The 22,535-nt window shown below is 67.2% G+C and carries 12 protein-coding genes and 2 pseudogenes; 7 read left to right on the plus strand and 7 right to left on the minus strand.

Annotated features, from left to right (window positions below):
* Window positions 1–57: 57 nt before the first annotated feature.
* The 3 genes from VE759_RS15595 to dnaE all read left to right on the plus strand — a co-directional run bounded on the left by VE759_RS15595 (window position 58) and on the right by dnaE (window position 5,727).
* Window positions 58–1,341, plus strand: coding sequence for an NRAMP family divalent metal transporter (locus tag VE759_RS15595; protein ID WP_414687930.1), 1,284 nt, complete (start codon window positions 58–60; stop codon window positions 1,339–1,341).
* A gap of 151 nt (window positions 1,342–1,492) precedes the next feature.
* Window positions 1,493–2,128 (plus strand): class I SAM-dependent methyltransferase, encoded by a 636-nt coding sequence (locus VE759_RS15600; RefSeq protein ID WP_324934009.1) that lies wholly within the window; start codon window positions 1,493–1,495, stop codon window positions 2,126–2,128.
* Between the two features lie 62 nt (window positions 2,129–2,190).
* Window positions 2,191–5,727: a DNA polymerase III subunit alpha gene (gene dnaE / locus VE759_RS15605; protein ID WP_324934011.1), complete on the plus strand. Its 3,537-nt coding sequence runs from the start codon at window positions 2,191–2,193 to the stop codon at window positions 5,725–5,727.
* Between the two features lie 263 nt (window positions 5,728–5,990).
* Here dnaE and VE759_RS15610 read toward each other — a convergent pair whose 3' ends face one another.
* The 3 genes and pseudogenes from VE759_RS15610 to VE759_RS15620 form a co-directional block, all read right to left on the minus strand.
* Window positions 5,991–7,079, minus strand: a complete 1,089-nt coding sequence (locus tag VE759_RS15610) for a lipase family protein (protein ID WP_324934013.1) — start codon at window positions 7,077–7,079, stop codon at window positions 5,991–5,993.
* A 282-nt stretch (window positions 7,080–7,361) separates the two neighbouring features.
* Window positions 7,362–8,199 (minus strand): annotated as a pseudogene (locus VE759_RS15615) (class I SAM-dependent methyltransferase).
* Window positions 8,200–8,234: 35 nt separating this feature from the next.
* Window positions 8,235–8,990, minus strand: a complete 756-nt coding sequence (locus VE759_RS15620) for a hypothetical protein (protein ID WP_324934015.1) — start codon at window positions 8,988–8,990, stop codon at window positions 8,235–8,237.
* A 33-nt stretch (window positions 8,991–9,023) separates the two neighbouring features.
* Here VE759_RS15620 and fadD11 point away from each other — a divergent pair, with 33 nt between their 5' ends.
* The 3 genes from fadD11 to ilvA all read left to right on the plus strand — a co-directional run bounded on the left by fadD11 (window position 9,024) and on the right by ilvA (window position 12,643).
* Window positions 9,024–10,820, plus strand: coding sequence for a fatty acid--CoA ligase FadD11 (fadD11, locus tag VE759_RS15625; RefSeq protein WP_324934017.1), 1,797 nt, complete (start codon window positions 9,024–9,026; stop codon window positions 10,818–10,820).
* A gap of 83 nt (window positions 10,821–10,903) precedes the next feature.
* Window positions 10,904–11,341 (plus strand): nitroreductase family deazaflavin-dependent oxidoreductase, encoded by a 438-nt coding sequence (locus VE759_RS15630; protein ID WP_324934018.1) that lies wholly within the window; start codon window positions 10,904–10,906, stop codon window positions 11,339–11,341.
* A gap of 12 nt (window positions 11,342–11,353) precedes the next feature.
* Window positions 11,354–12,643 (plus strand): threonine ammonia-lyase IlvA, encoded by a 1,290-nt coding sequence (gene ilvA / locus VE759_RS15635; protein ID WP_324934020.1) that lies wholly within the window; start codon window positions 11,354–11,356, stop codon window positions 12,641–12,643.
* On the opposite strand, the gene treZ is transcribed toward ilvA, so the two are convergent.
* The 4 genes and pseudogenes from treZ to VE759_RS15655 form a co-directional block, all read right to left on the minus strand.
* Window positions 12,633–14,384, minus strand: coding sequence for a malto-oligosyltrehalose trehalohydrolase (treZ, locus tag VE759_RS15640; protein WP_324934022.1), 1,752 nt, complete (start codon window positions 14,382–14,384; stop codon window positions 12,633–12,635). The two genes, ilvA and treZ, sit on opposite strands and share 11 nt — an antisense overlap.
* Window positions 14,385–14,454: 70 nt before the next feature.
* Window positions 14,455–16,728 (minus strand): annotated as a pseudogene (gene treY / locus VE759_RS15645) (malto-oligosyltrehalose synthase); the annotation flags it as partial.
* Window positions 16,729–16,730: 2 nt separating this feature from the next.
* Window positions 16,731–18,908: a glycogen debranching protein GlgX gene (gene glgX, locus VE759_RS15650; protein WP_324934024.1), complete on the minus strand. Its 2,178-nt coding sequence runs from the start codon at window positions 18,906–18,908 to the stop codon at window positions 16,731–16,733.
* Window positions 18,909–18,949: 41 nt separating this feature from the next.
* Entirely contained in the window at window positions 18,950–21,121 is a 2,172-nt protein-coding gene (locus VE759_RS15655; protein ID WP_324934026.1) for an acyltransferase family protein, read from the minus strand.
* A 91-nt stretch (window positions 21,122–21,212) separates the two neighbouring features.
* Between VE759_RS15655 and VE759_RS15660 the strand changes: the two genes are divergently transcribed.
* Window positions 21,213–22,532: an adenosylmethionine--8-amino-7-oxononanoate transaminase gene (locus VE759_RS15660; protein ID WP_414687931.1), complete on the plus strand. Its 1,320-nt coding sequence runs from the start codon at window positions 21,213–21,215 to the stop codon at window positions 22,530–22,532.
* The last annotated feature ends 3 nt before the right edge of the window (window positions 22,533–22,535 follow it).

The following is a 22,535-nucleotide window of genomic DNA, read 5'->3' on the forward strand; positions in this document are numbered from 1 at the left end:
TATATCGTTCCCTTGGCATCGAATTACGCCCGTTGCGATCGGTAAGGAGGCCCCGCTGTGGTGGACGCGGTCGTCGAGAAGGCATCGGGCCCGCTGCCGGTACCGCCGGGCCGTCGCGGTCGGTGGCTGTGGCTCGGATTGGCCGCCTGGGGTCCCGGCCTGGTGGTCATGTTGGCCGATACCGACGCCGGGTCATTGATCACCGCCTCGCAGTCCGGTGCTCAGTGGGGGTACCGCATGGTGCTGCCGCAGCTGATCCTGATGCCGATCCTCTACGTCGTGCAGGAGATGACGGTGCGGCTGGGCATCGTGACCGGCAAAGGCCACGGTGCGCTGATTCGCGAGCGGTTCGGCCGCGGTTGGGGGTGGCTGTCGGCGAGCACGCTGTTCGTGTGCGGCATCGGGGCATTGCTGACCGAGTTCGCCGGCGTAGCCGGGGTGGGTGAGCTGTTCGGGATCTCGCGTTGGTTGACCATCCCGACCGCAACGGCGCTGTTGCTGGCGTTGGCGCTGACCGGCAGCTACCGGCGTGTGGAGCGCATCGGTCTCGCGCTGGGCGCCGCCGAACTGGCGTTTCTGGTCGCGATGATCCTCAGCCGCCCGCGCCTGGACACGATCGTGCGCGGTCTCGCCTCGATGCCACTGGGCAACAGCTCCTACCTGATGCTGGTGGCCGCCAACGTCGGCGCGGTCATCATGCCGTGGATGGTCTTCTACCAGCAGGGCGCCGTGATCGACAAGCAGCTGTCCACGTCCACCATCCGCGACGCCCGCCGGGGCACCGCCGTCGGCGCGGTGCTCACCCAGCTGGTCATGATCTCGGTGATCATCGCGGTCGCCGCCACCATCGGCACGCACAATCCGCAAGCGCCGCTGGAGACGGTCGGGCAGATCTCCGAGGCGCTGACGCCGTACCTGGGCCGGATGGGCGGAACCGTTCTGTTCGGTCTCGGGATGCTTGGCGCGGCGCTGGTCGCCGCGATCGTGGCCTCACTGGCCGGCGCCTGGGGGCTGGCCGAGGTCTCGGGCTGGCAGCACAGCCTCAACCAGCGACCCAACCGGGCCACCGCCAAGTTCTACACCACCTACGCGCTGGCGCATCTGATCGGGGCGGCGCTGGTTCTTGCCAGTGTCGACCTCGTCAACCTGGCCGTGGACGTGGAGGTGATGAACGCTCTGCTGCTGCCGGTGGTGCTGGGATTGTTGCTGGCCCTGGAGGCCAAGGCGCTGCCACCGCAGTGGCGCATGCAAGGCTGCCGCAAGTACCTGACCCGTGGCTTCTGCCTGGTCGTCATCGCGTTCGGGCTATACATGGTTCCCCGCACCCTGGGTTGGATCTAGGCAGTCCCGCGGCTCTCCGAAGCAACGGGCTGCCTCGCGTGCGAACACGGCTGGGCCACAACGTGGTGTCTCACATCGACGCGGCCGTGTGCTCGATCTGGCGTCGAAGCTGTCCTTGACGCCGAAGGCCGGCGAGGAAACAATTCAGCTTGTGGTGAATTCTATCTTGCGGGCGGTGGGCGAGCTGGCGTACCGGGCGGGTCTCGGGCCACAGCCCTCCGATGTTCCCGATCACCGGTTGGTGGAGTTGGTCGAGGGCCCGCATCGGTTGCCGCCGGCACGCGGCCTTGACCTCGGCTGCGGCACCGGCCGCAACGCTCTTTATCTGGCCGCACACGGCTGGGACACCATCGGCGTCGAGATGGTTGGCTATGCGATCGACGTGGCCCGGCGCACGGCCGAGTCACGGGGACTGCAGGTGCAATTCGTGCAGGGGGACGTGACGCGACTGTCCGAGCTGGACATCGGCTCGGGATTCACGCTGTTGATGGACGGCGGCTGCTACCACACGATCCCGCCCGGCCGGCGCGACGCTTATGCCGAAAGTGTGACGGGTGTTGCCGCGCCCGGCGCCCGGCTGATCATGGTGGGGTTCAACCGTTCACTGGCCGCCGGCCCGCGCGGCGAGCGGTTGCTGCGGCGGCTGCCCGGTTGGCGATTGGTGCGGGTCGACCGGGTGCCCGGCGAGCAGATGTGTCAATACGTGTCCGGCCCAGGCCCGCTGCGCGCGGCCTTGAAGCGGGGAGCCCTCCATCCGTTGCGGTATGAGCTGGAACGCGCGTCGTGATGAGACACGCACGCGGCGACACGCCCAAACTCGTCGGTGGGCCGCCATAGACTGGCCACCCTATGAACCAGTCGTCCTTCGTGCACCTGCACAACCACACCGAGTACTCGATGCTGGACGGTGCCGCGAAGATCGCGCCGATGCTGGCCGAGGCGCACCGGCTGGAGATGCCCGCGATCGGGATGACCGACCACGGAAACATGTTCGGTGCCAGCGAGTTCTACTCGAAGGCCACCGAGGCTGGCATCAAGCCGATCATCGGTGTGGAGGCGTATATCGCTCCCGGTTCCCGTTTTGATACCCGCCGGATCTTCTGGGGTGATCCCAGCCAGAAGGCCGACGACGTCTCCGGCAGCGGCTCCTACACGCACCTGACGATGATCGCCGAGAACGCCGCAGGTCTGCGCAACCTGTTCAGGCTGTCGTCGCTGGCATCGTTCGAGGGCCAGCTCGGCAAGTGGTCGCGGATGGACGCCGAACTGATCGCCGAGCACGCCGGCGGCATCATCGCCACCACCGGCTGCCCGTCTGGGGAGGTGCAGACCCGGCTGCGGCTCGGGCATTTCACCGAAGCGCTGGAATCGGCCGCGCAGTGGCGGGAGATCTTCGGCCCCGACAACTACTTCCTCGAGCTGATGGATCACGGCCTGGCGATCGAGCGGCAGGTGCGCGACGGGCTGCTCGACATCAGCCGCAAGCTCGGCATCGCACCGCTGGCCACCAACGACTGTCACTACGTCACCCGCGATCACGCGCACAACCACGAGGCGCTGCTGTGCGTGCAGACCGGCAAGACGTTGTCGGACCCGAACCGGTTCAAGTTCGAGGGCGACGGCTACTACCTGAAATCCGCCGCGGAGATGCGCCAGATCTGGGACGACCAGGTTCCGGGCGCCTGCGACGCCACGCTGCTGATCGCCGAGCGGGTGCAGCCGTATGACGACGTGTGGGCGCCGCGCAGCCGGATGCCGGAGTTTCCGGTTCCCCGCGGACACACCCAGGCGTCGTGGCTGCGCCATGAAGTGGACGGCGGGCTGGCCCGGCGGTTCCCGGCCGGGCTGCCCGACGGCTATGCCGAGCGCGCGGCCTACGAGATCGAAGTCATCTGCGACAAGGGTTTCCCGGCGTACTTCCTTATCGTGGCCGACCTGATCAATCACGCCCGGTCGGTGGACATCCGGGTCGGCCCCGGCCGCGGCTCGGCCGCCGGATCGCTGGTCGCGTACGCGCTGGGCATCACCGACATCGACCCGATCCCGCATGGGCTGTTGTTCGAGCGTTTCCTCAACCCGGAGCGCACGTCGATGCCCGACATCGACATCGACTTCGACGACCGCCGCCGCGGCGAGATGGTGCGCTACGCCGCCGACAAGTGGGGCCACGACCGCGTCGCGCAGGTCATCACGTTCGGCACCATCAAAACCAAGGCGGCGCTGAAGGATTCGGCCCGCATCCACTACGGGCAGCCCGGGTTCGCGATCGCCGACCGGATCACCAAGGCGCTGCCGCCGCCGATCATGGCCAAGGACATTCCGCTGTCGGGCATCACGGATCCCGAGCACGAGCGGTACAAGGAAGCCGCCGAGGTGCGCGGCCTGATCGACACCGACCCGGATGTGCGCACGATCTACCAGACCGCACGCGGACTGGAGGGCATGATCCGCAACGCCGGCGTGCACGCCTGCGCGGTGATCATGAGCAGCGAGCCGCTGACCGATTCGATTCCGCTGTGGAAGCGGCCGCAGGACGGTGCCGTGATCACCGGCTGGGACTTCCCGGCGTGTGAGGCGATCGGCCTGCTGAAGATGGACTTCCTCGGCCTGCGCAACCTGACGATCATCGGCGACGCGATCGAAAACATCAGGGCCAACAGGGGAATCGACGTCGACCTGGAGTCGCTGCCGCTCGACGACCCGGCAACCTACCAGCTGCTGGGCCGCGGCGACACGCTGGGCGTGTTCCAGCTCGACGGTGGCCCGATGCGTGACCTGCTGCGTCGAATGCAGCCGACCGGGTTCGAGGATGTCGTGGCCGTCATCGCGCTGTACCGCCCGGGCCCGATGGGGATGAACGCCCACAACGACTATGCCGACCGCAAGAACGGCCGCCAGCCCATCACCCCGATCCACCCGGAGCTGGCCGAGCCGCTGCGCGACATTCTCGCCGAGACGTACGGCCTGATCGTCTACCAAGAGCAGATCATGCGCATCGCGCAGCGGGTGGCGGGTTATTCGCTGGCGCGAGCCGACATCCTGCGCAAGGCGATGGGCAAGAAGAAACGCGATGTGCTCGCCAAGGAGTACGAGGGCTTCTCGGAAGGCATGCGGGCCAACGGATTCTCTGCCGCCGCCATCAAGGCGCTGTGGGATACGGTGCTGCCGTTCGCCGACTACGCGTTCAACAAGTCGCATGCCGCCGGCTACGGGATGGTGTCGTACTGGACGGCGTACCTGAAGGCCAACTATCCGGCCGAATACATGGCCGGGCTGCTCACGTCGGTGGGCGACGACAAGGACAAGGCCGCCGTGTATCTGGCCGACTGCCGCAAGCTCGGCATCACGGTGCTGCCGCCGGACGTCAACGAATCCGGGCTGAACTTCGCGTCGGTGGGAGCCGACATCCGCTACGGGCTGGGCGCGGTGCGCAACGTCGGCGCCAACGTCGTCGGCTCCATCATCGAAACCCGTAGCGGCAAGGGCAAGTTCACCGACTTCTCGGACTACCTGAACAAGGTCGACATCGCCGCCTGCAACAAGAAGGTCACCGAGTCGCTGATCAAGGCCGGTGCGTTCGACTCGCTGGGCCATCCCCGCAAGGGCCTGTTCCTGGTGCACAGCGACGCGGTCGACTCGGTGCTGGGCACCAAGAAGGCCGAGGCGATGGGCCAGTTCGACCTGTTCGGGGCAGCGGGCGACGCCGGCAGCGATGCGGTGTTCGCGGTCAAGGTGCCCGACGAGGAGTGGGACGACAAGCACAAGCTTGCGCTGGAGCGCGAGATGCTGGGCCTGTACGTGTCCGGCCATCCGCTCAACGGCGTCGCTCATCTGCTGGCCGGCCAGGTGGACACCCAGATCCCGGCCATCCTCGACGGCGATGTCCCGAACGAAACCCAGGTGCGGGTCGGCGGCATTCTCGCGTCGGTGAACCGCAGGGTGAACAAGAACGGGATGCCTTGGGCATCAGCACAGTTGGAGGATCTCACCGGCGGAATCGAGGTGATGTTCTTCCCGCACACCTATTCCACATATGGCGCCGAAATCATCGACGACGCGGTGGTGGTGATCAGTGCGAAGGTCCGGATCCAGGACGACCGGATCTGCTTGATCGCCGGTGAGCTCGTCGTGCCCGACTTTTCGAACGTTCAGGTGAACCGAACGCTGGCGGTCAGCATGCCGACGCGGCAGTGCACGGTCGACAAGGTGACCGCGCTCAAGCAAGTGCTGGCGGGCCATCCCGGCACCTCGCAGGTGCACCTGCGGCTGGTCAGCGGCGATCGCGTCACCACGCTGGAACTCGACGCGTCGCTGCGGGTCACGCCGTCGTCGGCGCTGATGGGTGACCTGAAGGCGCTGCTCGGCCCGGACTGCCTCAGCGGCTGAGCGCGAAACTTGCCGGATTGAGCCACATATCCGCAGTTCCAGCGATAATGGGCGTAGGCGTGTCGGATGCCGTGGCTGTTGCGATTTGAATTGCACTGTGCCACAACCATTTTCATTCAGCGTCATTCGGCGGCCGCTACCGCGCCCGTCACCGTCGCGTAGGTCCCGGGACGTTCAGGACACCGATGGCATCGAGGCGCGCGACGGCGTCCACGGAGAGGGCGGGATCGCCGGCACAGATGTCCTCCCCGATGCGCGATTGGTCAGGTTGCCGGGATCAGATAGGCGTCGCCGAACTCGTTGGGTACCTCGGGCGGAGTGATGGCTGAAATGTAGTGCTGGGGGCCGTGGTCGTTTAGAGAAAATTGGAACGGTAGGCCACGCACCAGCCGGAACTGGCGGGCAACGAACGCCAGCGGGGCCTCGATCAGCGCAAAGGGGTGGCCAATTTGCCTAATCGGGTCGTCGGAGGTGTCCTTCCACGGGTAGCTGCCTTCGTAGCGGTACTCCTGTCCAAAGTGCTGGAAGAAGTCGGAATCCCGTGGCGGGAGGTGCGGCACCGGGTCGCGCTTGTAGACATATCGGACTACGTTCCGGTTGAGGAAAGGGTGGCCGGTGCAGGCCTCGGCGAAGTCCGGTGAGCCCACCATCGGTGCGCCGTACGTGTAGGCGCCCTTGAAGACCGGCGCGAAACGCTCGACGTAGTCCTTGTCGACCGACAGCATCACGGCCATGAGCGCGGCCATCGCCCCACCGAGACTGTGACCGGTGAGGTACAGCGTTGTCATCGGGCTCGCCATCGACGGCATCGGTGACGCTCCCGTGCCGTCGTCGAGCACGGAGCGCCCGTCAAGCGCCCGCTTCAGAGCCGCGACAACCTCGAACCGGGTCGCCCGCACGTTGCGGTAGAACCCGCCATGGACGGCATACAGATCGGTGTCGTCCGCAAATCGCAAGGCGATCTTGTCGGGGTACACGTCCGCGTCGGTCAGCCAGTTGACGAAGTTCGTCGGCTCGGTTCCCCGGTAGGCCACGATCACGACACTGCCATCGCTGCTCTGGACTACGTGGGCGGTGGACTGGATGAACATCGCGTCCACCGACATGGCCACCCGCAGACAATGGTTGTCGGCAAGGCCCATGCGCGCGAGCATCATCGCGACCGTCTCGGCGTCCGAGTAGGCGTACCCGGCCGCCACCGCGAGGGTGTGGGCCACGGTCGGGTCGGGATGCTGCGTGACCCCGGCGAGCTTCGCGCCGAGATCGTCGTACACCGGGAAGGTGGACGACGCGATCGGCTTGGTCGGCCGGAGGGTGGAGTACGACGGCGCGAGCGCCCTGTCGGTCAGCATAAAACGACGCTACCCAACTCCCATGCGTGCCTCCAGGCACGGCCCCTTGCAACAACTTCCGGACTCGCACGCTGGGCTTTAGCTGAGCGCTGCGTTCTCGATGAGGATCGCCTTGGTGAGTGCTCGCAGGTCGCGGCCGTTACGGTAGGCGGCGACGATACGTTCAAGCGCTTGTGCCGATGGCGGGGTGCGGCGACCTGTTGCCAGAGTCGTCCCGCGACGAATCGGGACGACATGTCGGCGCATTTGGCGGGAATTCTTCAGCCGATCTTCAGCTCGCGGTCAGAACGCGTAGCGCAGGATCCGGGCCTTGCGGGCGGCGGCCTTACTCATGCCGGACAGTTTCGTGGCGACGCGGATCCAGCCGGGAAACAGGTCGACCTCGGGCTGGTGGGCCAGGCTGGCCTCCTCGACGAGTTCCAGCCGCGGGTTCCACGTCTCGGGGTGGTGCGCGTCCTTGAATCCCGGATACCCCCATTGGCTTCCGACGTCCTTGAACATCTTCCGCGGGGAGAGCCTGACCGCCAGCCGGCTGAACCAGCCGATGCGGCCGTAGTCGTTGAAAGCCACCTCGCCGCTACAGAAGTGGTCGGTGACCCGGCCGAAGAGCCGGATGATCACGTCCTCGGACAGGAAGGCCAGCAGCCCGTCGGCGATGAGCATCGTCGGCCGGTCGGCCGGAATCGAGTCCGGCAAGTGGCCGTCGGCCAGCGACGCCGCAACCGAGTGCGACCCGTCGCGAGCGGGCAGCACCGCGTCGCGCAGCGCGGTGACGTCCGGCAGGTCCACGCTGTACCAGTCCACCGTCGGTGGCGGGTCCACTCGGTACACGCCACTGTCCAGGCCGGCGCCCAGGTCGACCACCACCCCGTCCGGGTACTGCTTGACGAACCTCCGCACCCGGTCGTCGAGCATCTTGGCGCGCAGCGCCGTCTGGCACACCACGCTGTTGCCCACGCCCAGGCCGTTGAAGTCGTAGTCGATCTTGGCGACCACCTCGTCGGCCCGCACGTCGCCCAGTATCGGGCGGGTGGGCCCAGCGGCTGTCCAGTGCCCGGGCGTACACCGTGAGCAAGGCGGTCGCTTCCAGCGGCGTCAGTGCCCCCGCATCAATTCCCATGTCCGCCAACGTACTCCGCTTCGGTGGCTGAACAATCAGCGCAAAACGTTCACCGCGCGCGCGAACACGAGCGCGATCGTCGACACCGCCACGACGGCCTGCAAGGTCATCATCGCCTTCGCCCGGTGCGTCAGCGGCATGGTGTCGGTGGGGGAGAACGCCATCACATTGGTGATGCTGACGTAGAGGTAGTCGACAAAGCGCGGCTCCCATTTCTCCGGTGCGACTTTCGCCGTCGTCATCTGTGGGAAGAGGAAGTCGGGGAACCTGGGCTTTGGATGATCCGGATCGGAGCCCAGGCGCCGGAAGGGGCCGCCGCGGTCCAACTCCCAATACCAGATTCCGAACACGATGATGTTGGTGAGGAATACCGCCGCTCCGCTGCCCAGCAGGATCGCGGCGTCGTTACTCACCTTGCCGGTCACGATGTGGTAGTCCAGGATCGCCGCCGAGGCGGTGTTGTCGGCGGTGATCGCCGCCAACAGCACGAAGCTGGCGGTCTTACCCAGCTTCGTCGACCGCTTGATCCGCACCGGGTTGATGACCAGCAGCACGGCCAGCAGCAGCAGTTCCATCGTGATCAGCGGCCAGCGCGGAACCAGCGTGTAGCGCTGGGGGATCGCGCGCTGCATGACGATCGCCGTGATCAGCGCCACCAGCACGGGGAGGCGGCTTTCCGCGTTTCCGGGTCGCAGCCACGCGGGCAGATGCGCCTCAGCGTCGACGGCGATTTGCTCGGCCCGCCGCACCACGCCGTCACGGGGCCGCTTGGGTTCCTCGATGCCGTTCATCAGCCAAGTGTGAGCCACGTAGGCTAACCGGCCATGAGCGACGCACGTCCCACCACACTGTGCGAGGCGTTCCAGCGCACGGCCGCGATCGACCCCGACGCGGTCGCGCTGCGAACCGTCGCAGACACCCAGACGCTGACCTGGCGTCAATACGCCGGCCAGGTGCGCCGGGTCGCGGCCGGGCTGACAGCGCTCGGCGTGCAGCGTGGCGACACCGTCTCGCTGATGATGACCAACCGGATCGAGTTCTATCCGCTCGACGTCGGCGCGCAGCACGTGGGCGCCACCTCGTTCTCCGTGTACAACACGTTGGCCCCGGAGCAGCTGACCTACGTGTTCGACAACGCCGGCACCAAAGTCGTCATCTGCGAGGCACAGTACGTCGACCGCATCCGCGCCAGCGGCGCGCCCATCGAGCACATTGTCTGCATCGACGGATCGCCGGCGGGCACAATGGCGTTCGAGCAGTTCATCGCCGGCGGCGCCGACGACTTCGACTTCGAATCCGCCTGGCGGGCGGTCCGTCCCGACGACGTCGTCACGCTGATCTACACGTCGGGCACAACGGGAAACCCCAAAGGCGTCGAGATGACGCACGCCAGTTTGTTGTTCGAGGCGTTCGCCCTGCATGACGTGCTCGGTTACCGGTTCGGCGACCGAACCACGTCGTTTCTTCCGTCCGCGCACATCGCCGACCGGATGGGTTGCCTCTACCTCCAGGAGGTGTTCGGCGTTCAGGTCACCACGGTTCCCGACCCCCGCGCCATCGCGGCGGCGCTGCCCGACGTGCGGCCGACGATCTGGGGCGCGGTGCCACGCGTGTGGGAAAAGCTCAAGGCGGCAATCGAATTCACCGCCGCGACCGAACCCGACGAGGTGAAACGCCAAGGCTTGCAGTGGGGTTTGGCGGTCGCCGCGAAAAAGGCCGCGGCGCTGCTGGCCGGCGAACCGGTGCCAGATGACGTGGCGGCAGAGTGGGAAAAGGCCGACGAGTTGGTGCTGTCGAAGCTGCGGGCCAGGCTGGGTCTTGACCAGCTCAGGGGCGCCGTGTCGGGTGCCGCCCCGATCCCGAAGGAGACGCTGGGATTCTTTGCCGGGCTCGGCATCCCCATCTCCGAGGTGTGGGGCATGTCGGAACTGAGTTGCATTGCCACCGTGGCCCATCCGTCCGACGCGCGACTGGGCACCGTGGGCAAGCTGCTGCCGGGACTGGAAGGCAGGATCGCCGACGACGGCGAATTGCTGATCCGGGGTCCCCTGGTCATGAAGGGTTATCGCAAGGAGCCGCGGAAGACCGCCGAGGCGATCGACAAGGACGGTTGGCTACACACCGGCGACATCTTCGAGATGGACGATGATGGCCACTTGCGGGTGGTCGACCGCAAGAAGGAGTTGATCATCAACGCCGGCGGCAAGAACATGTCGCCCGCCAATATCGAGAACACGATCAAGGCGGCGTGCCCGCTGATCGGCGTGATCATCGCTCTCGGCGACGCCCGCCCGTACAACACCGGGCTGATCGTGCTCGACGCCGAGTCGGCCGGACCGTACGCCGCGCAGCGGGGGCTTGCCGACGCGTCGCCGCAAACACTGGCATCCGACCCGGAGTTGATCGCCCGGATCGCCGCCGGGGTGGCCGAGGGCAACGCGAAACTGTCCCGGGTCGAGCAGATCAAGCGCTTCCGGGTGCTGCCGACGTTCTGGGAGCCCGGCGGCGAGGAGATCACGTTGACGATGAAGCTCAAACGCAAGCCGATCAACGAGAAGTACGCCGCAGAAATCGAGGAACTCTACGCCGCCGAGCCGGGGCCTCTCGTGCACGAACCATGACCGAGCTCAGTGGGCATGTCACGTCGAGGCCGCTGCTCCAAACCTTGCCGCGACCGCTTCAATAGCCGGTCTAAGCTGGTCGCATGCCACTATCCGGAGAATATGCACCCAGCCCTCTCGATTGGTCCCGCGAACAGGCCGAGAAGTACATGGAGTCCGGCGGTAAAGACGGCACCGACTTGCAGGGCAAGCCGGTGATCCTGCTGACCACCGTCGGTGCCAAGACCGGCAAACTGCGCAAGACGCCGCTGATGCGGGTGGAGCACGACGGCGAGTATGCGGTTGTCGCGTCGCTGGGCGGCGCGCCGCAGAATCCGGTCTGGTACTACAACCTCAAGGCGAACCCGCGCGTCGAGCTGCAGGACGGCACCGTCACCCGCGACTACGAGGCGCGCGAGGTCTTCGGCGACGAGAAGGCCCGGTGGTGGGAACGCGCCGTGCAGGCGTGGCCGGACTACGCCAACTACCAGACCAAGACCGATCGCCAGATCCCCGTCTTCGTGCTCACGCCGGTCTCATGACACCATTGGCGGGTGTCCGCTGAACTGAGCCTGAGCCACCGCGGTGGGCCGCTGACCGCGGCCGACATCGACGCGGCGGCCGAGCGAATTGCCGGGGTCGTCGCGCCGACCCCGCTGCAGATCAGCGAGCGGCTCTCCGCGGCGACCGGCGCCACCGTCTACCTCAAGCGCGAGGACCTACAGTCGGTGCGCTCTTACAAGCTGCGCGGCGCCTACAACCTGCTCATGCAGTTGTCCGCCGACGAGATCGCCGCCGGCGTGGTGTGTTCGTCCGCCGGCAATCACGCGCAGGGCTTCGCCCACGCCTGCCGGTCGATGGGTGTCCACGGCAGGGTTTACGTGCCGGCCAAGACGCCCAAGCAGAAGCGCGACCGGATTCGTTTCCACGGCGGCGACTTCATCGAGCTGATCGCGGTGGGCTCCACCTACGACCTGGCGGCCACCGCGGCCCTCGAGGACGTGGAGCGCACCGGCGCGACGCTGGTACACCCGTTCGACGACCTGCGCACGATCGCCGGGCAGGGCACGATCGCCGCGGAGATCCTCGAACAGCTCGACGGCGAACCCGATTTGGTGGTGGTGCCGGTGGGCGGTGGCGGCTGCGTCGCCGGCATCACCACCTATCTCGCCGAGCGGACCACTACCACGTCGGTGCTGGGCGTCGAGCCCGCGGGTGCGGCCGCGATGATCGCCGCGCTCGCCGCGGGTGAGCCGGTGACGTTGGAACACGTCGACCAGTTCGTCGACGGTGCGGCGGTGAACCGGGCCGGCGCGCTGCCCTATGCCGCGCTGGCCGCCGCCGATGACATGGTGGCGGTGACGCCGGTCGACGAGGGCGCGGTCTGCACCGCGATGCTCGACCTGTATCAGAACGAGGGCATCATCGCCGAGCCGGCCGGCGCGCTCTCGGTCGCGGCGCTGATGGAGACCGACCAGATCGACCCGGATTCGACGGTGGTCTGCCTGATCTCCGGCGGCAACAACGACGTGTCGCGCTACGGCGAGATTCTCGAGCGCTCCCTGGTCCACCTCGGCCTGAAGCACTACTTCCTGGTCAACTTCCCGCAGGAACCCGGCGCGCTGCGGCGGTTCCTCGACGGGGTGCTCGGACCCAACGATGACATCACCCTGTTCGAGTACGTCAAGCGCAACAACAGAGAGACCGGCCCCGCGCTGATCGGCATCGAGCTGGGCTCGGCGGAGGATCTCGACGGTCTGTTGACCCGCATGGCGGCTTCCGACATCGACGTCGAACAACTCAAGCCCGATTCGCAGGCCTACCGGTATCTGATCAATCCGTAGCCGCCATCGCGCTGGGTCGGGCTTCCCGCAATATCGCGAACGAATGGCCCGGTAGCGTCACGGCATCGGCCCGCACGTCGGGATCGTCCCAGGCCAACACGACCTCGCCGGTGAATGGCACCGTCGCGGCGTCGGTTCCGATGTTGCAGGCGATCACCAGCGGGCCGCGGCGCATCGCGATCCACCGCTGTTGCTCGTCATAATCAACCCACAGGTGCTGCAGCCATGGGTCGGCCAGGTCAGGCTCCTTGTGCCGCAACGCAATCAGATCGCGGTACACGCTCAACAACCGACCGTGCTCGCCGATTCGGACCTCGTCCCAGTCGAGCTTGGACCGCAGGAAGGTCTGCGGGTCTTGCGGATCGGGAATATCGTCGGTGTCCCAGCCGTGTTCGGCGAACTCCCGCTTGCGGCCCTCGGCGGTGGCTCGCGCCAGCTCCGGCTCGGGATGTGCGCTGAAGAACTGGAACGGCCGCGACGAGCCCCACTCCTCGCCCATGAAAATCATTGCGGTATAGGGTGATGCGAGCACCAGCGCGGCCTTGATTGCGAGCTGGCCGAAGTCCAAATTCTGTGACGGGCGATCGCCGACGGCGCGGTTGCCCACCTGGTCGTGAGTGGTGCTGTAGGCCATCAGGCTGGTAGCGGGAATCGTCGACTTGTCCAACGGGCGGCCGTGGCGGCGGCCGCGGAACGACGAATACGTGCCGGCGTGGAAATAGCCGTTCTGCAGCGTCGTGGCCAGGGTTTCCAGCGAGCCGAAATCGGCGTAGTAGCCCTGCCGTTCGCCCGACACCGCGCTGTGGATGGCGTGGTGGATGTCGTCGTCCCACTGCGCCGCCAGGCCATACCCGCCGCGGTGACGCCCAGTGATCAGCCGCGGGTCGTTGCGGTCGCTCTCGCCGATCAGCGACAACGGCCGGCCCAACTGGTGTGCCAGCGCATCGGTTTCGGCGGCGAGTTCCTCGAGAATGTGAATGGCGGTGGTGTCGACCAGCGCGTGCACGGCATCCAGCCGCAGCCCGTCGGCATGGAATACGCGCATCCAGCGCAGCGCGCAGTCGATGATGTAGCGCCGCACCTCGTCGGCGTGCGGCCCGGCCAGGTTGATCGCCTGACCCCACGGGTTGCGCGCCGACGACAGGTACGGGCCGAACCGCGGCAGATAGTTCCCCGACGGTCCGAGGTGGTTGAACACGGCATCGATCAGCACCCCCAGCCCGCGGTTGTGACACGCGTCGATGAAGCGCACCAACGCATCCGGGCCGCCGTATGGTTCGTGCACGGCGTACCACAGCACGCCGTCATACCCCCAGCCGTGCGTGCCGTTGAACGCGTTCACGGGCATCAGCTGGACGAAATCGACACCGAGGCCGACCAGATGGTCCAGCTTGGTGATCGCGGCGTCCAGCGTGCCGTCGGGTGTGAACGTGCCGATGTGCAGTTCGTAGATCACCGAGCCGGCGATCGGGCGCCCGGACCAGTCGCCGTCCGTCCACGCCTGTGGGTCCGGTTCCCACAGCTGCGAACGCTCGTGAACGCCGTCGGGCTGCCGGGGCGACCGGGGGTCGGGCAGCACCGTCGCATCCTCGTCGAGCACGAAGCCGTAACGGGCGTCGGGCCGGGCCGGCACCGTTGCGCGCCACCAGTCGTCGCCGCCGCGGGCCATGTCGTGCAATTGCCCGTCGACGTCCAACCGCACGAGCTGCGGCAGCGGCGCCCATACCGCGAATTCACGCACGGTGCTCGTCCCCGAGCTGTGCCCCCGCCCCGAGGGCGGGAGCTGCCTCCATCGCTCCTGCCCCCGGCTCGCGCTCCAGCAGCGCCACCGGCAGCTCGGCGAACAGCTCGGCGGCCGGTGCCGCGCCGCTGCACCGGCGCCCGCCGAGCAGCTCCACCCATTGCCCGTCGGGCAGCGGCAAAGCCGTATCACGCCAGCCCTTTTCGGCCAGCCGCACCGTCCACCGGCTCACCGCCACCACCACGTCGTCGCCGCGGCCGAATGCGATCAGGTGCTCATGTGCCGGCCCGGTGGCCAGCACCGGGATGTATCCGCCGATCAGGAAGCTGTCCGCACGGCGCCGGCGCAGCCGCAGGGCCTCGGTGGTCACCCTGAGCTTCGGGTGATCCAGCGCCGCAAGCGCTTTGCGCCGCGCCGCGAAGTCGACCGGCCGCCGGTTGTCCGGGTCGACGAGGCTGTCCTCCCACAGCTCGGTGCCCTGGTAGACGTCCGGGATGCCCGGCGCGGTCAATTGCACGAGCTTCTGCCCGAGCGCATCGTTGCGCGCGTGCGGATCGAGCCGTGCGACGAATTCGGTGAGCTCTGCGGCGACCGGCCCGTCGATCACGGTGTCGAGCCAATCGTGCACGGCACTCTCGAAATCGCTGTCGGGATCGTTCCACGTGGTGTGAACGGCGGCCTCGCGGATCGCCTTCTCGACGTAGGCATGCAGCCGCTCACGCAGCTCGGCGGTGACGTCGCCGTCCGCGGGCCACACGCCGAAAATGTTCTGCCACAAGAATAGTCCAGTCGCGGCGTCGGGCGACGGCGCTCGTTGCTGCCAGGCGGCGACGAACCGCGCCCACAGTGACGACACCTGTGAAAGCACCCCGATCCGAGCCCGGACGTCCTCGCCCCGCTTGGTGTCGTGGGTCGACAGCGCCGACATCGTGTGCGGCCACAGCCGGGCGCGCACGGCGGCGCGCTGATGGAACTCCGCGGCGCTGACGCCGAATCGTTGTGGCTCACCGCCGACTTCGTTGAGTGACACCAGCCGGGCGTCGCGGTAGAACAGGCAGTCCTCGATCGCCTTCGCCGTCGCCGCGCCGCACAGCTGCTGAAAGCGCGTCGCCGGTTCGGAGCCCGTCGCGAGCGCGGCGGCGATCACCTCGAGCGGGTCGGCGAGCTCGGGCGCCTCGCACACCGTGGTGGCCACCGCCTCGGGTGTCACCGACGAGAGCCCGCGGTAGTCGGATCGGTACACGCCGATGTGACCGACCAGCGCGGCCAGCGCCGCTGGCAGGTCCGCATGGTCGACGCCGGTGGCCCCGACGATCGCGCGCCGCAGCCGTCCCAGCTCGCTGGCCAGCGTGTTCACGACCACGTTGGCCTTCAATTCCCGCGCCAGCAGCGGCATTGCGGCGTAGCCGACAGCCGCCGACTCGTACAGCGAAGTCAGCGGGGCCGCCCCCGACGGGTCGATGAACAGCCCGCCGATCTCACGCAGCGCGTCATAGCCCGTGGTGCCGGCCACCGGCAACGACGGCTCCAACGGCTCGTCGACGGCCAGGATCTTCTCCACCACGATCCACGCGTCCGGCCCGACCAATTCCCGCAGCCACCTCAAATAGCCCGTCGGATCAGCCAAACCGTCGGGATGATCGACCCGCACTCCGTCGACCAACCCCGCCGAAAACCAGCGCGCCACCTCGACGTGCGTAGCTTCGAACACGCTTCGATCTTCCTGGCGCAGCCCGGCCAGCGACGTGATCGCAAAGAACCGGCGATACCCGCACACCCCGCGCCGCCAGCCGACGAGCCGGTAGTGCTGACGGTCGTGCACCTCAGGCCCGGTTCCGCCACCGGTGCCCGGCGCGATCGGCAACGCCAGCCCGTCGAGCCGCAGCACGTCGGCGTCGACGTGCAGACGCGAGACGTCGTCGTCGGAGCCCAACAGCGGCAACACGATCCGGCGATCGGGGTCGAGGCCCCAGTCGATGTCGAAGAACGTCGCGTACGGCGAGTCCCGGCCGTGCCGCAGCACATCCCACCACCACGGATTCTGGTCCGGCGGATCGACGCCGACGTGGTTGGGCACGATGTCGACGATCAGGCCCATGCCGCGGGCCTTCGCCGCGGCCGACAACCGCGCCAACCCGTCGGCGCCACCGAGTGACTGCGACACCTTGGTCGGGTCGGTGACGTCATAGCCGTGCGCCGAACCGGACACCGCGGTCAGGATCGGCGACAGGTATAGGTGGGAGACGCCGAGCTCGTCGAGGTAGTCCAGCAGCTCCACCGCGTCGGCAAAGGTGAAGGCATCGCCTCGCAACTGCAGCCGATAGGTCGCCAGCGGCTCGGGCATGGTTACGCCGTCTTGCGCAAAACCAGCACCGAACGGCCGGGGATGGAAATCTTCTCGCCTGCCTGCACCACCAGCTCGGTGTCACCCACCGGATGGGAGGTGTCCAGGTCTGCCGTCCACTCCTTGCCGTAGACACCTTCGGGGACAACGAAATCCAGGGCGTTGTCGTGTGCGTTGAAGCACAACAGGAACGAGTCGTCGACGATCCGTTCGCCCCGCGCGTCCGGTTCGGGAATGGCCTCGCCGTTGAGGAACACCGCGATGCTCTTGCCGAACCCCGCGCCCCAGTCGGCCGGGGTCATTTCGTGGCCCGCGGGCGTCAGCCACGCGATGTCGCGGAGTTGATCGCCGCTGCGAATCGGGGTGCCCGCGAAGAACCGGCGACGCCGGAAAACCGGATGTTCGCTACGGAATTTCGTCACGCGACGGGTGAATTCGAGCAGGTCGCTGTTCGTCTCGGTCAGCGACCAGTCCATCCACGACAACTCGTTGTCTTGGCAGTACGCATTGTTGTTGCCGCGCTGGGTGCGGCCCATCTCGTCGCCGTGCAGCACCATCGGGGTGCCCTGCGACAGCATCAGGGTGACCCAGAAGTTGCGCATCTGACGGCACCGCAGCTCGACGATGGCCGGGTCGCCGGTCGGTCCCTCGACACCGCAGTTCCACGACCGGTTGTGGCTTTCGCCGTCGCGGTTGCCCTCGCCGTTGGCGTCGTTGTGCTTCTCGTTGTAGGAGACCAGATCGTGCAGCGTGAACCCGTCGTGGGCGGTGACGAAGTTGATGCTGGCGCCGGGGCGCCGACCGGTGGCCTCGTACAGGTCCGACGATCCGGTCAGCCTTGACGCGAACTCGCCTAGCGTGGCCGGCTCGCCGCGCCAATAGTCGCGGACGGTGTCACGGTACTTGCCGTTCCACTCGGTCCACAGGCCGGGGAAGTTACCCACCTGGTAGCCGCCCTCGCCGACGTCCCACGGCTCGGCGATCAGCTTGACCTGGCTGACCACCGGGTCCTGCTGAATCAGGTCGAAGAACGCCGACAGCCGGTCCACCTCGTGCAGCTCGCGGGCCAGCGTCGCGGCCAGGTCGAACCGGAAACCGTCCACGTGCATCTCCAGCACCCAGTACCGCAGCGAGTCCATGATCAGCTGCAGCGTGTGCGGATGCCGGGCGTTGAGGCTGTTGCCGGTGCCGGTGTAGTCCTTGTAATAGCGCAAATCCTCGTCGAGCAGCCGGTAGTAGGCGGCGTTGTCGATGCCCCGGAAGTTGATGGTGGGCCCCAGCTGACTGCCCTCGGCGGTGTGGTTGTAAACCACATCGAGGATCACCTCGATGCCCGCCTCGTGAAACGACCGCACCATGGTCTTGAACTCGGCCGCCGCGCCGCCCGCGTGCTGCACCGACGCGTACTCGTGGTGCGGGGCGAAGAACCCGAACGTGTTGTAGCCCCAGTAGTTGCGCAGCCCCATGTCGAGCAGCCGGTGATCCTGCATGAACTGGTGCACCGGCATCAATTCGATCGCCGTCACGTTCAGCGACTTGAGGTGGTCGATGATGACCGGATGTGCCAGGCCGGCGTAGGTGCCGCGAAGCTCTTCTGGGATGCCCGGATGGGTTTTCGTCATCCCCTTCACGTGGGCCTCGTAGATGATCGTCTCGTGATACGGCGTGCGCGGCGAGCGGTCGGACTGCCAGTCGAAAAACGGGTTGATCACCACGCTGGTCATGGTGTGGCCCAGCGAGTCCAGCCCGGGCGGCGGGCCGGAGGCCGCGTCGTCGTGGTTTTTGAGGTCGTAGGAGAACAGCGCCGGACCACGGTCGAAGTTGCCGGTGAACGACTTGCCGTACGGGTCAAGCAGCAGCTTGCTCGGGTCGCACCGCAGCCCCTTGGCCGGGTCCCACGGGCCGTGCACCCGGAAGCCGTACTGCTGGCCCGGGGTGACCGTCGGCAGGTACGCGTGCCACACGTTGCCGTCGACCTCGTCGAGGCGGATGCGCTCCTCGGCGCCGTCCTGATCGATCAGGCACAGTTCGACCTTGTCGGCGACCTCGGAGAACAGCGAGAAGTTGGTGCCCGCGCCGTCGTAGGTCGCGCCGAGCGGATACGGCGTGCCGGGCCACACGGTCGGCAGCCGGGGTGCGGTGTCGGCCGTGGTTGTGGCGGCGCGTGCGGGCGAGGACATTCTTCGACCTTATCGGCGGCCCGCTCGGGCCGCGCGAGCTGTCACCACCAGCCGGTCGCCGCGGCGATCTGTCGGCCGAGCTCGGGTGCCATGCTGCGCACATAGGTGGCGGACAGGTGGTGGGAATCGTGATATATCAACACGTTTCCTTCGACGACGCGACAGATGTCCGTGCGGCACACCGCTTCGGTCATGTCCAGTGGTTTCAGCAACGGATAGTGCGCAACGATGTCCAGAGTCGGGTTGTGGTCGTCGAGCACATCGGTGCGCTTCATCCCGCAGGAGGTCGCGTTGCCCCCTTCGGCCAGGCAGTCGGCGGGTTGGTTCGGGCGGCCGTCACGCGTCATCCACGGCGTGTCACGCATGCCGAGAATGCCGATCATGTTGCGCGACAAGATATCCCAGATGCCCACATAGCTGTCTGGCATCACGTCGCCGGGCTGGGGATAGTAACGCGGACGGGTGCTGTTGGTGAACACATAATCCGGATGGTCCGTCACAAGCCTCGCCATCACGTCGTGCACCCAGTTGCGGCACTGCGGGTAGGGAAGGTTGTCGCCGACGATGATCGGGATCTCCTCGGTCGACAGCGGGCAGCCCATCTTCAGGTAGGTGATGACCTTGAAATGGTGCAGCCGGCCCAGCAGGTCCAGCGCGGTGATCCAGTGTTCGGCATGCGAGCCGCCGGCCAGCGCGATGGTGCGGGCGGCGGTCTTGTCGCCGTACTCGCAGTTGCGGATCGACATGTCGCCGAAGTCGCTGATGCAGCCGTCCGTGGTGGTCTCGGGCAGGTCCTTCTTGGCTTCCAGCACGGTGGGCCGCATCGGCAGCATGGGCACCTTCGCGTGCTCAATCAACGCGCGCGCACCCGGGTAGTCGCGCGCGCTCAGCCCCGCCAGCTCGTTGCCGTTGGCGCGCAGCACGATCACGTGCTCGCGCCAGGTGAACGACGTCGCCGTCAACGTCACGCCAAGCAGCGCGACCGCCGAGCCGATCACAATCGTGGGGCGGCGGAACCGCACCCGCAACGGCACCGTGCGGGCGGGCGCGGTGCTCGAGGCGGCGCGATAGCGCAGCGGTTTCTCGACGTACCGGTTGGTGAGGTACGCCAGCCCGCCCGACAGCAGCAGCACCAGGGCGCCGTCGACGAGTTTGGCGTGGGCTCGCCCGGTGGCGGACAGCCAGAAGATCAGTACCGGCCAATGCCACAGGTACAGCGAGTACGCCAGCGCACCGAGCGCGACGAATGGCCGGCTGGCCAGCAGCCGGTTGGGCACCGGCATCCGGTCGCGCAGGCGCGGATCGGATTGCCGGTTGGCGGCGGACAGGATCAACAACACCGTCGCGCCGACCGGCACCAGCGCCCACGGTCCGGGGAACTCGCGCACCCCGTCGATCAGCGCGCCGCACGACACGATCGCGGCCAGCCCAAGCGTCGCAAGCGCGGTTCGCAGCCACATCGGCCAGCCGATGTACGGGATCAGCGCGCCGATCAGCGCGCCGACCAACAACTCCCACGCCCGGCCGAAACTGTTGTAGTAGGCGGTGGCCTGATTGGCCTGCTGAGCAAATATCGCGAACACGAACGACCCGACCGTCATCGCCGTCAACAGCAGCACAAGTGAAATGCGCATGTATTTGCCAAGAACGCGGCGAGACACCGCGGCAAATCCGACGATGAGCATCAGGAAGGCGACATAGAACTGACCCTGCACCGACATCGACCAGATGTGCTGCAGCGGGCTGACCGCCTCGCCGGCCTTCAAATAGCTTGCCGCGGTGTTCGCCAATTCCCAATTCTGGTAATAGCCCAGGCTTGCCAGACTTTGATCAGCAAACGTTTCCCAGCGTGTCTCCGGCTGCACCACAATGGTCAGCAGGGCCGACGCAGCAAGCACCATGACGAGCGCCGGAAGCAGCCGGCGAACCAGCCGGATCAGCTCCGGGCGCGGTGACAACGACGCGCTGGGGTTCAGCGCGGCGCGCACCATCCGGCCGCCGAAGAAGAATCCCGACAGCACCAAAAAGACGTCGACGCCGCCCGAAACCCGACCAAACCACACGTGAAACATCGCGACGAGCGCGATCGCGATGCCGCGCAGACCGTCCAGATCGTGTCGGTAGGACCCCGAGTCCCGGGAGCCGTTGATGGCCGCCGGGGCGGGCGCCGAAGCGGTCGATGGCGCCGGCCTGGTCGGGGTGAGCGTAATCATGATCGCACCTCAATGTACCGAAGGCGATGTGCCGACACCTGCCGCGGCACGCGCTTTCGGGGCACCTGAGCAAATGATTAACGGTCCGGACATTGCTGCTGCATTAGGCTCATTTGCCGTGTTTGCCTTGACCCCCGCGGAAATCAGCGCGATCGATTCCGCCCACGTCTGGCACCCCTACGGCAAGATCGGCGCCGACGCCGTGTCGCCCGTCGTGGCCGTCGGCGCGCACGGCGCCCGCCTGACAGTGATCCGCGACGGCCGACCGACCGACGTGCTCGACGCGATGAGCTCGTGGTGGACCGCTATTCACGGTCACGGCCATCCGGCGCTGGACGCGGCGATCACCGACCAGCTCGCCACGATGAACCACGTGATGTTCGGCGGCCTCACGCACGCACCGGCCGCCCGGCTGGCGCAGCTGCTGGTGCAGATCACCCCCGACGGGCTCGAGACGGTCTTCTTCTCCGACTCCGGCTCGGTGTCGGTGGAGGTCGCGGTCAAGATGGCGCTGCAGTACTGGCGCAGCCTCGGCCGCCCCGCCAAACACCGCTTGATGACGTGGCGGGGTGGCTACCACGGCGACACGTTCACGCCGATGAGCATTTGCGACCCCGAGGGCGGCATGCACGCGCTGTGGACCGACGTGCTGGCCCGTCAGGTGTTCGCGCCGCAGGTTCCGACCGACTATGACCCCCAGTACGGCGCCGCGTTCGAAAAGCAGCTGGCCGAGCACGCCGGCCAGCTGGCGGCCGTGGTGGTTGAGCCGGTGGTGCAGGGCGCGGGCGGCATGCGGTTTCACGACCCCCGGTATCTGGTCGACCTTCGCGACGCCTGCCGCCGCCACGATGTACTGCTGATCTTCGACGAGATCGCCACCGGTTTCGGCCGTACCGGCGCGTTGTTCGCCGCCGACCACGCCGGCGTGACCCCCGACATCATGTGCGTCGGCAAGGCGATGACCGGCGGCTACATCACGCTGGCCGCCACGCTGTGCACCCGCGAGATCGCCGACACGATTGGCACGCACGAGCCCGGCGCTCTGATGCACGGCCCCACGTTCATGGCCAACCCGCTGGCCTGTGCGGTCGCGGTGGCCTCCGTGGAGCTGTTGCTCGGCCAGGACTGGCACGGCCGGGTGCGGGCGATCGAAGCGGGACTGAGCTCGGGTCTGCAGCGCGCGCGCAGGGTGGCGGGGGTCACCGACGTTCGGGTGCGCGGCGCGATCGGCGTGATCGAGATGGATCGACCGGTCGACCTGACCGTCGCGACCCCCGCGGCGCTCGACAACGGCGTGTGGCTGCGGCCGTTCCGCAATCTCGTCTACGCGATGCCGCCCTACATCTGCACCCCCGATGAGGTCGACCGGATCACCTCGGCCATGGTCAACGTGGCCGGTCGCTTAGGGTAGGGC

The organism is Mycobacterium sp. (assembly GCF_035640695.1).
In the GTDB taxonomy this organism is placed as follows: Bacteria; Actinomycetota; Actinomycetes; order Mycobacteriales; family Mycobacteriaceae; genus Mycobacterium.

Coding starts and splice junctions, on each gene's coding strand:
- dnaE (WP_324934011.1), top strand. CDS start 2,191: ATGAACCAGTCGTCCTTCGTGCACCTGCACAACCACACCGAGTACTCG.
- VE759_RS15610 (WP_324934013.1), bottom strand. CDS start 7,079: ATGCTGACCGACAGGGCGCTCGCGCCGTCGTACTCCACCCTCCGGCCG.
- VE759_RS15620 (WP_324934015.1), bottom strand. CDS start 8,990: ATGAACGGCATCGAGGAACCCAAGCGGCCCCGTGACGGCGTGGTGCGG.
- fadD11 (WP_324934017.1), top strand. CDS start 9,024: ATGAGCGACGCACGTCCCACCACACTGTGCGAGGCGTTCCAGCGCACG.
- VE759_RS15630 (WP_324934018.1), top strand. CDS start 10,904: ATGCCACTATCCGGAGAATATGCACCCAGCCCTCTCGATTGGTCCCGC.
- glgX (WP_324934024.1), bottom strand. CDS start 18,908: ATGTCCTCGCCCGCACGCGCCGCCACAACCACGGCCGACACCGCACCC.
- VE759_RS15655 (WP_324934026.1), bottom strand. CDS start 21,121: ATGATTACGCTCACCCCGACCAGGCCGGCGCCATCGACCGCTTCGGCG.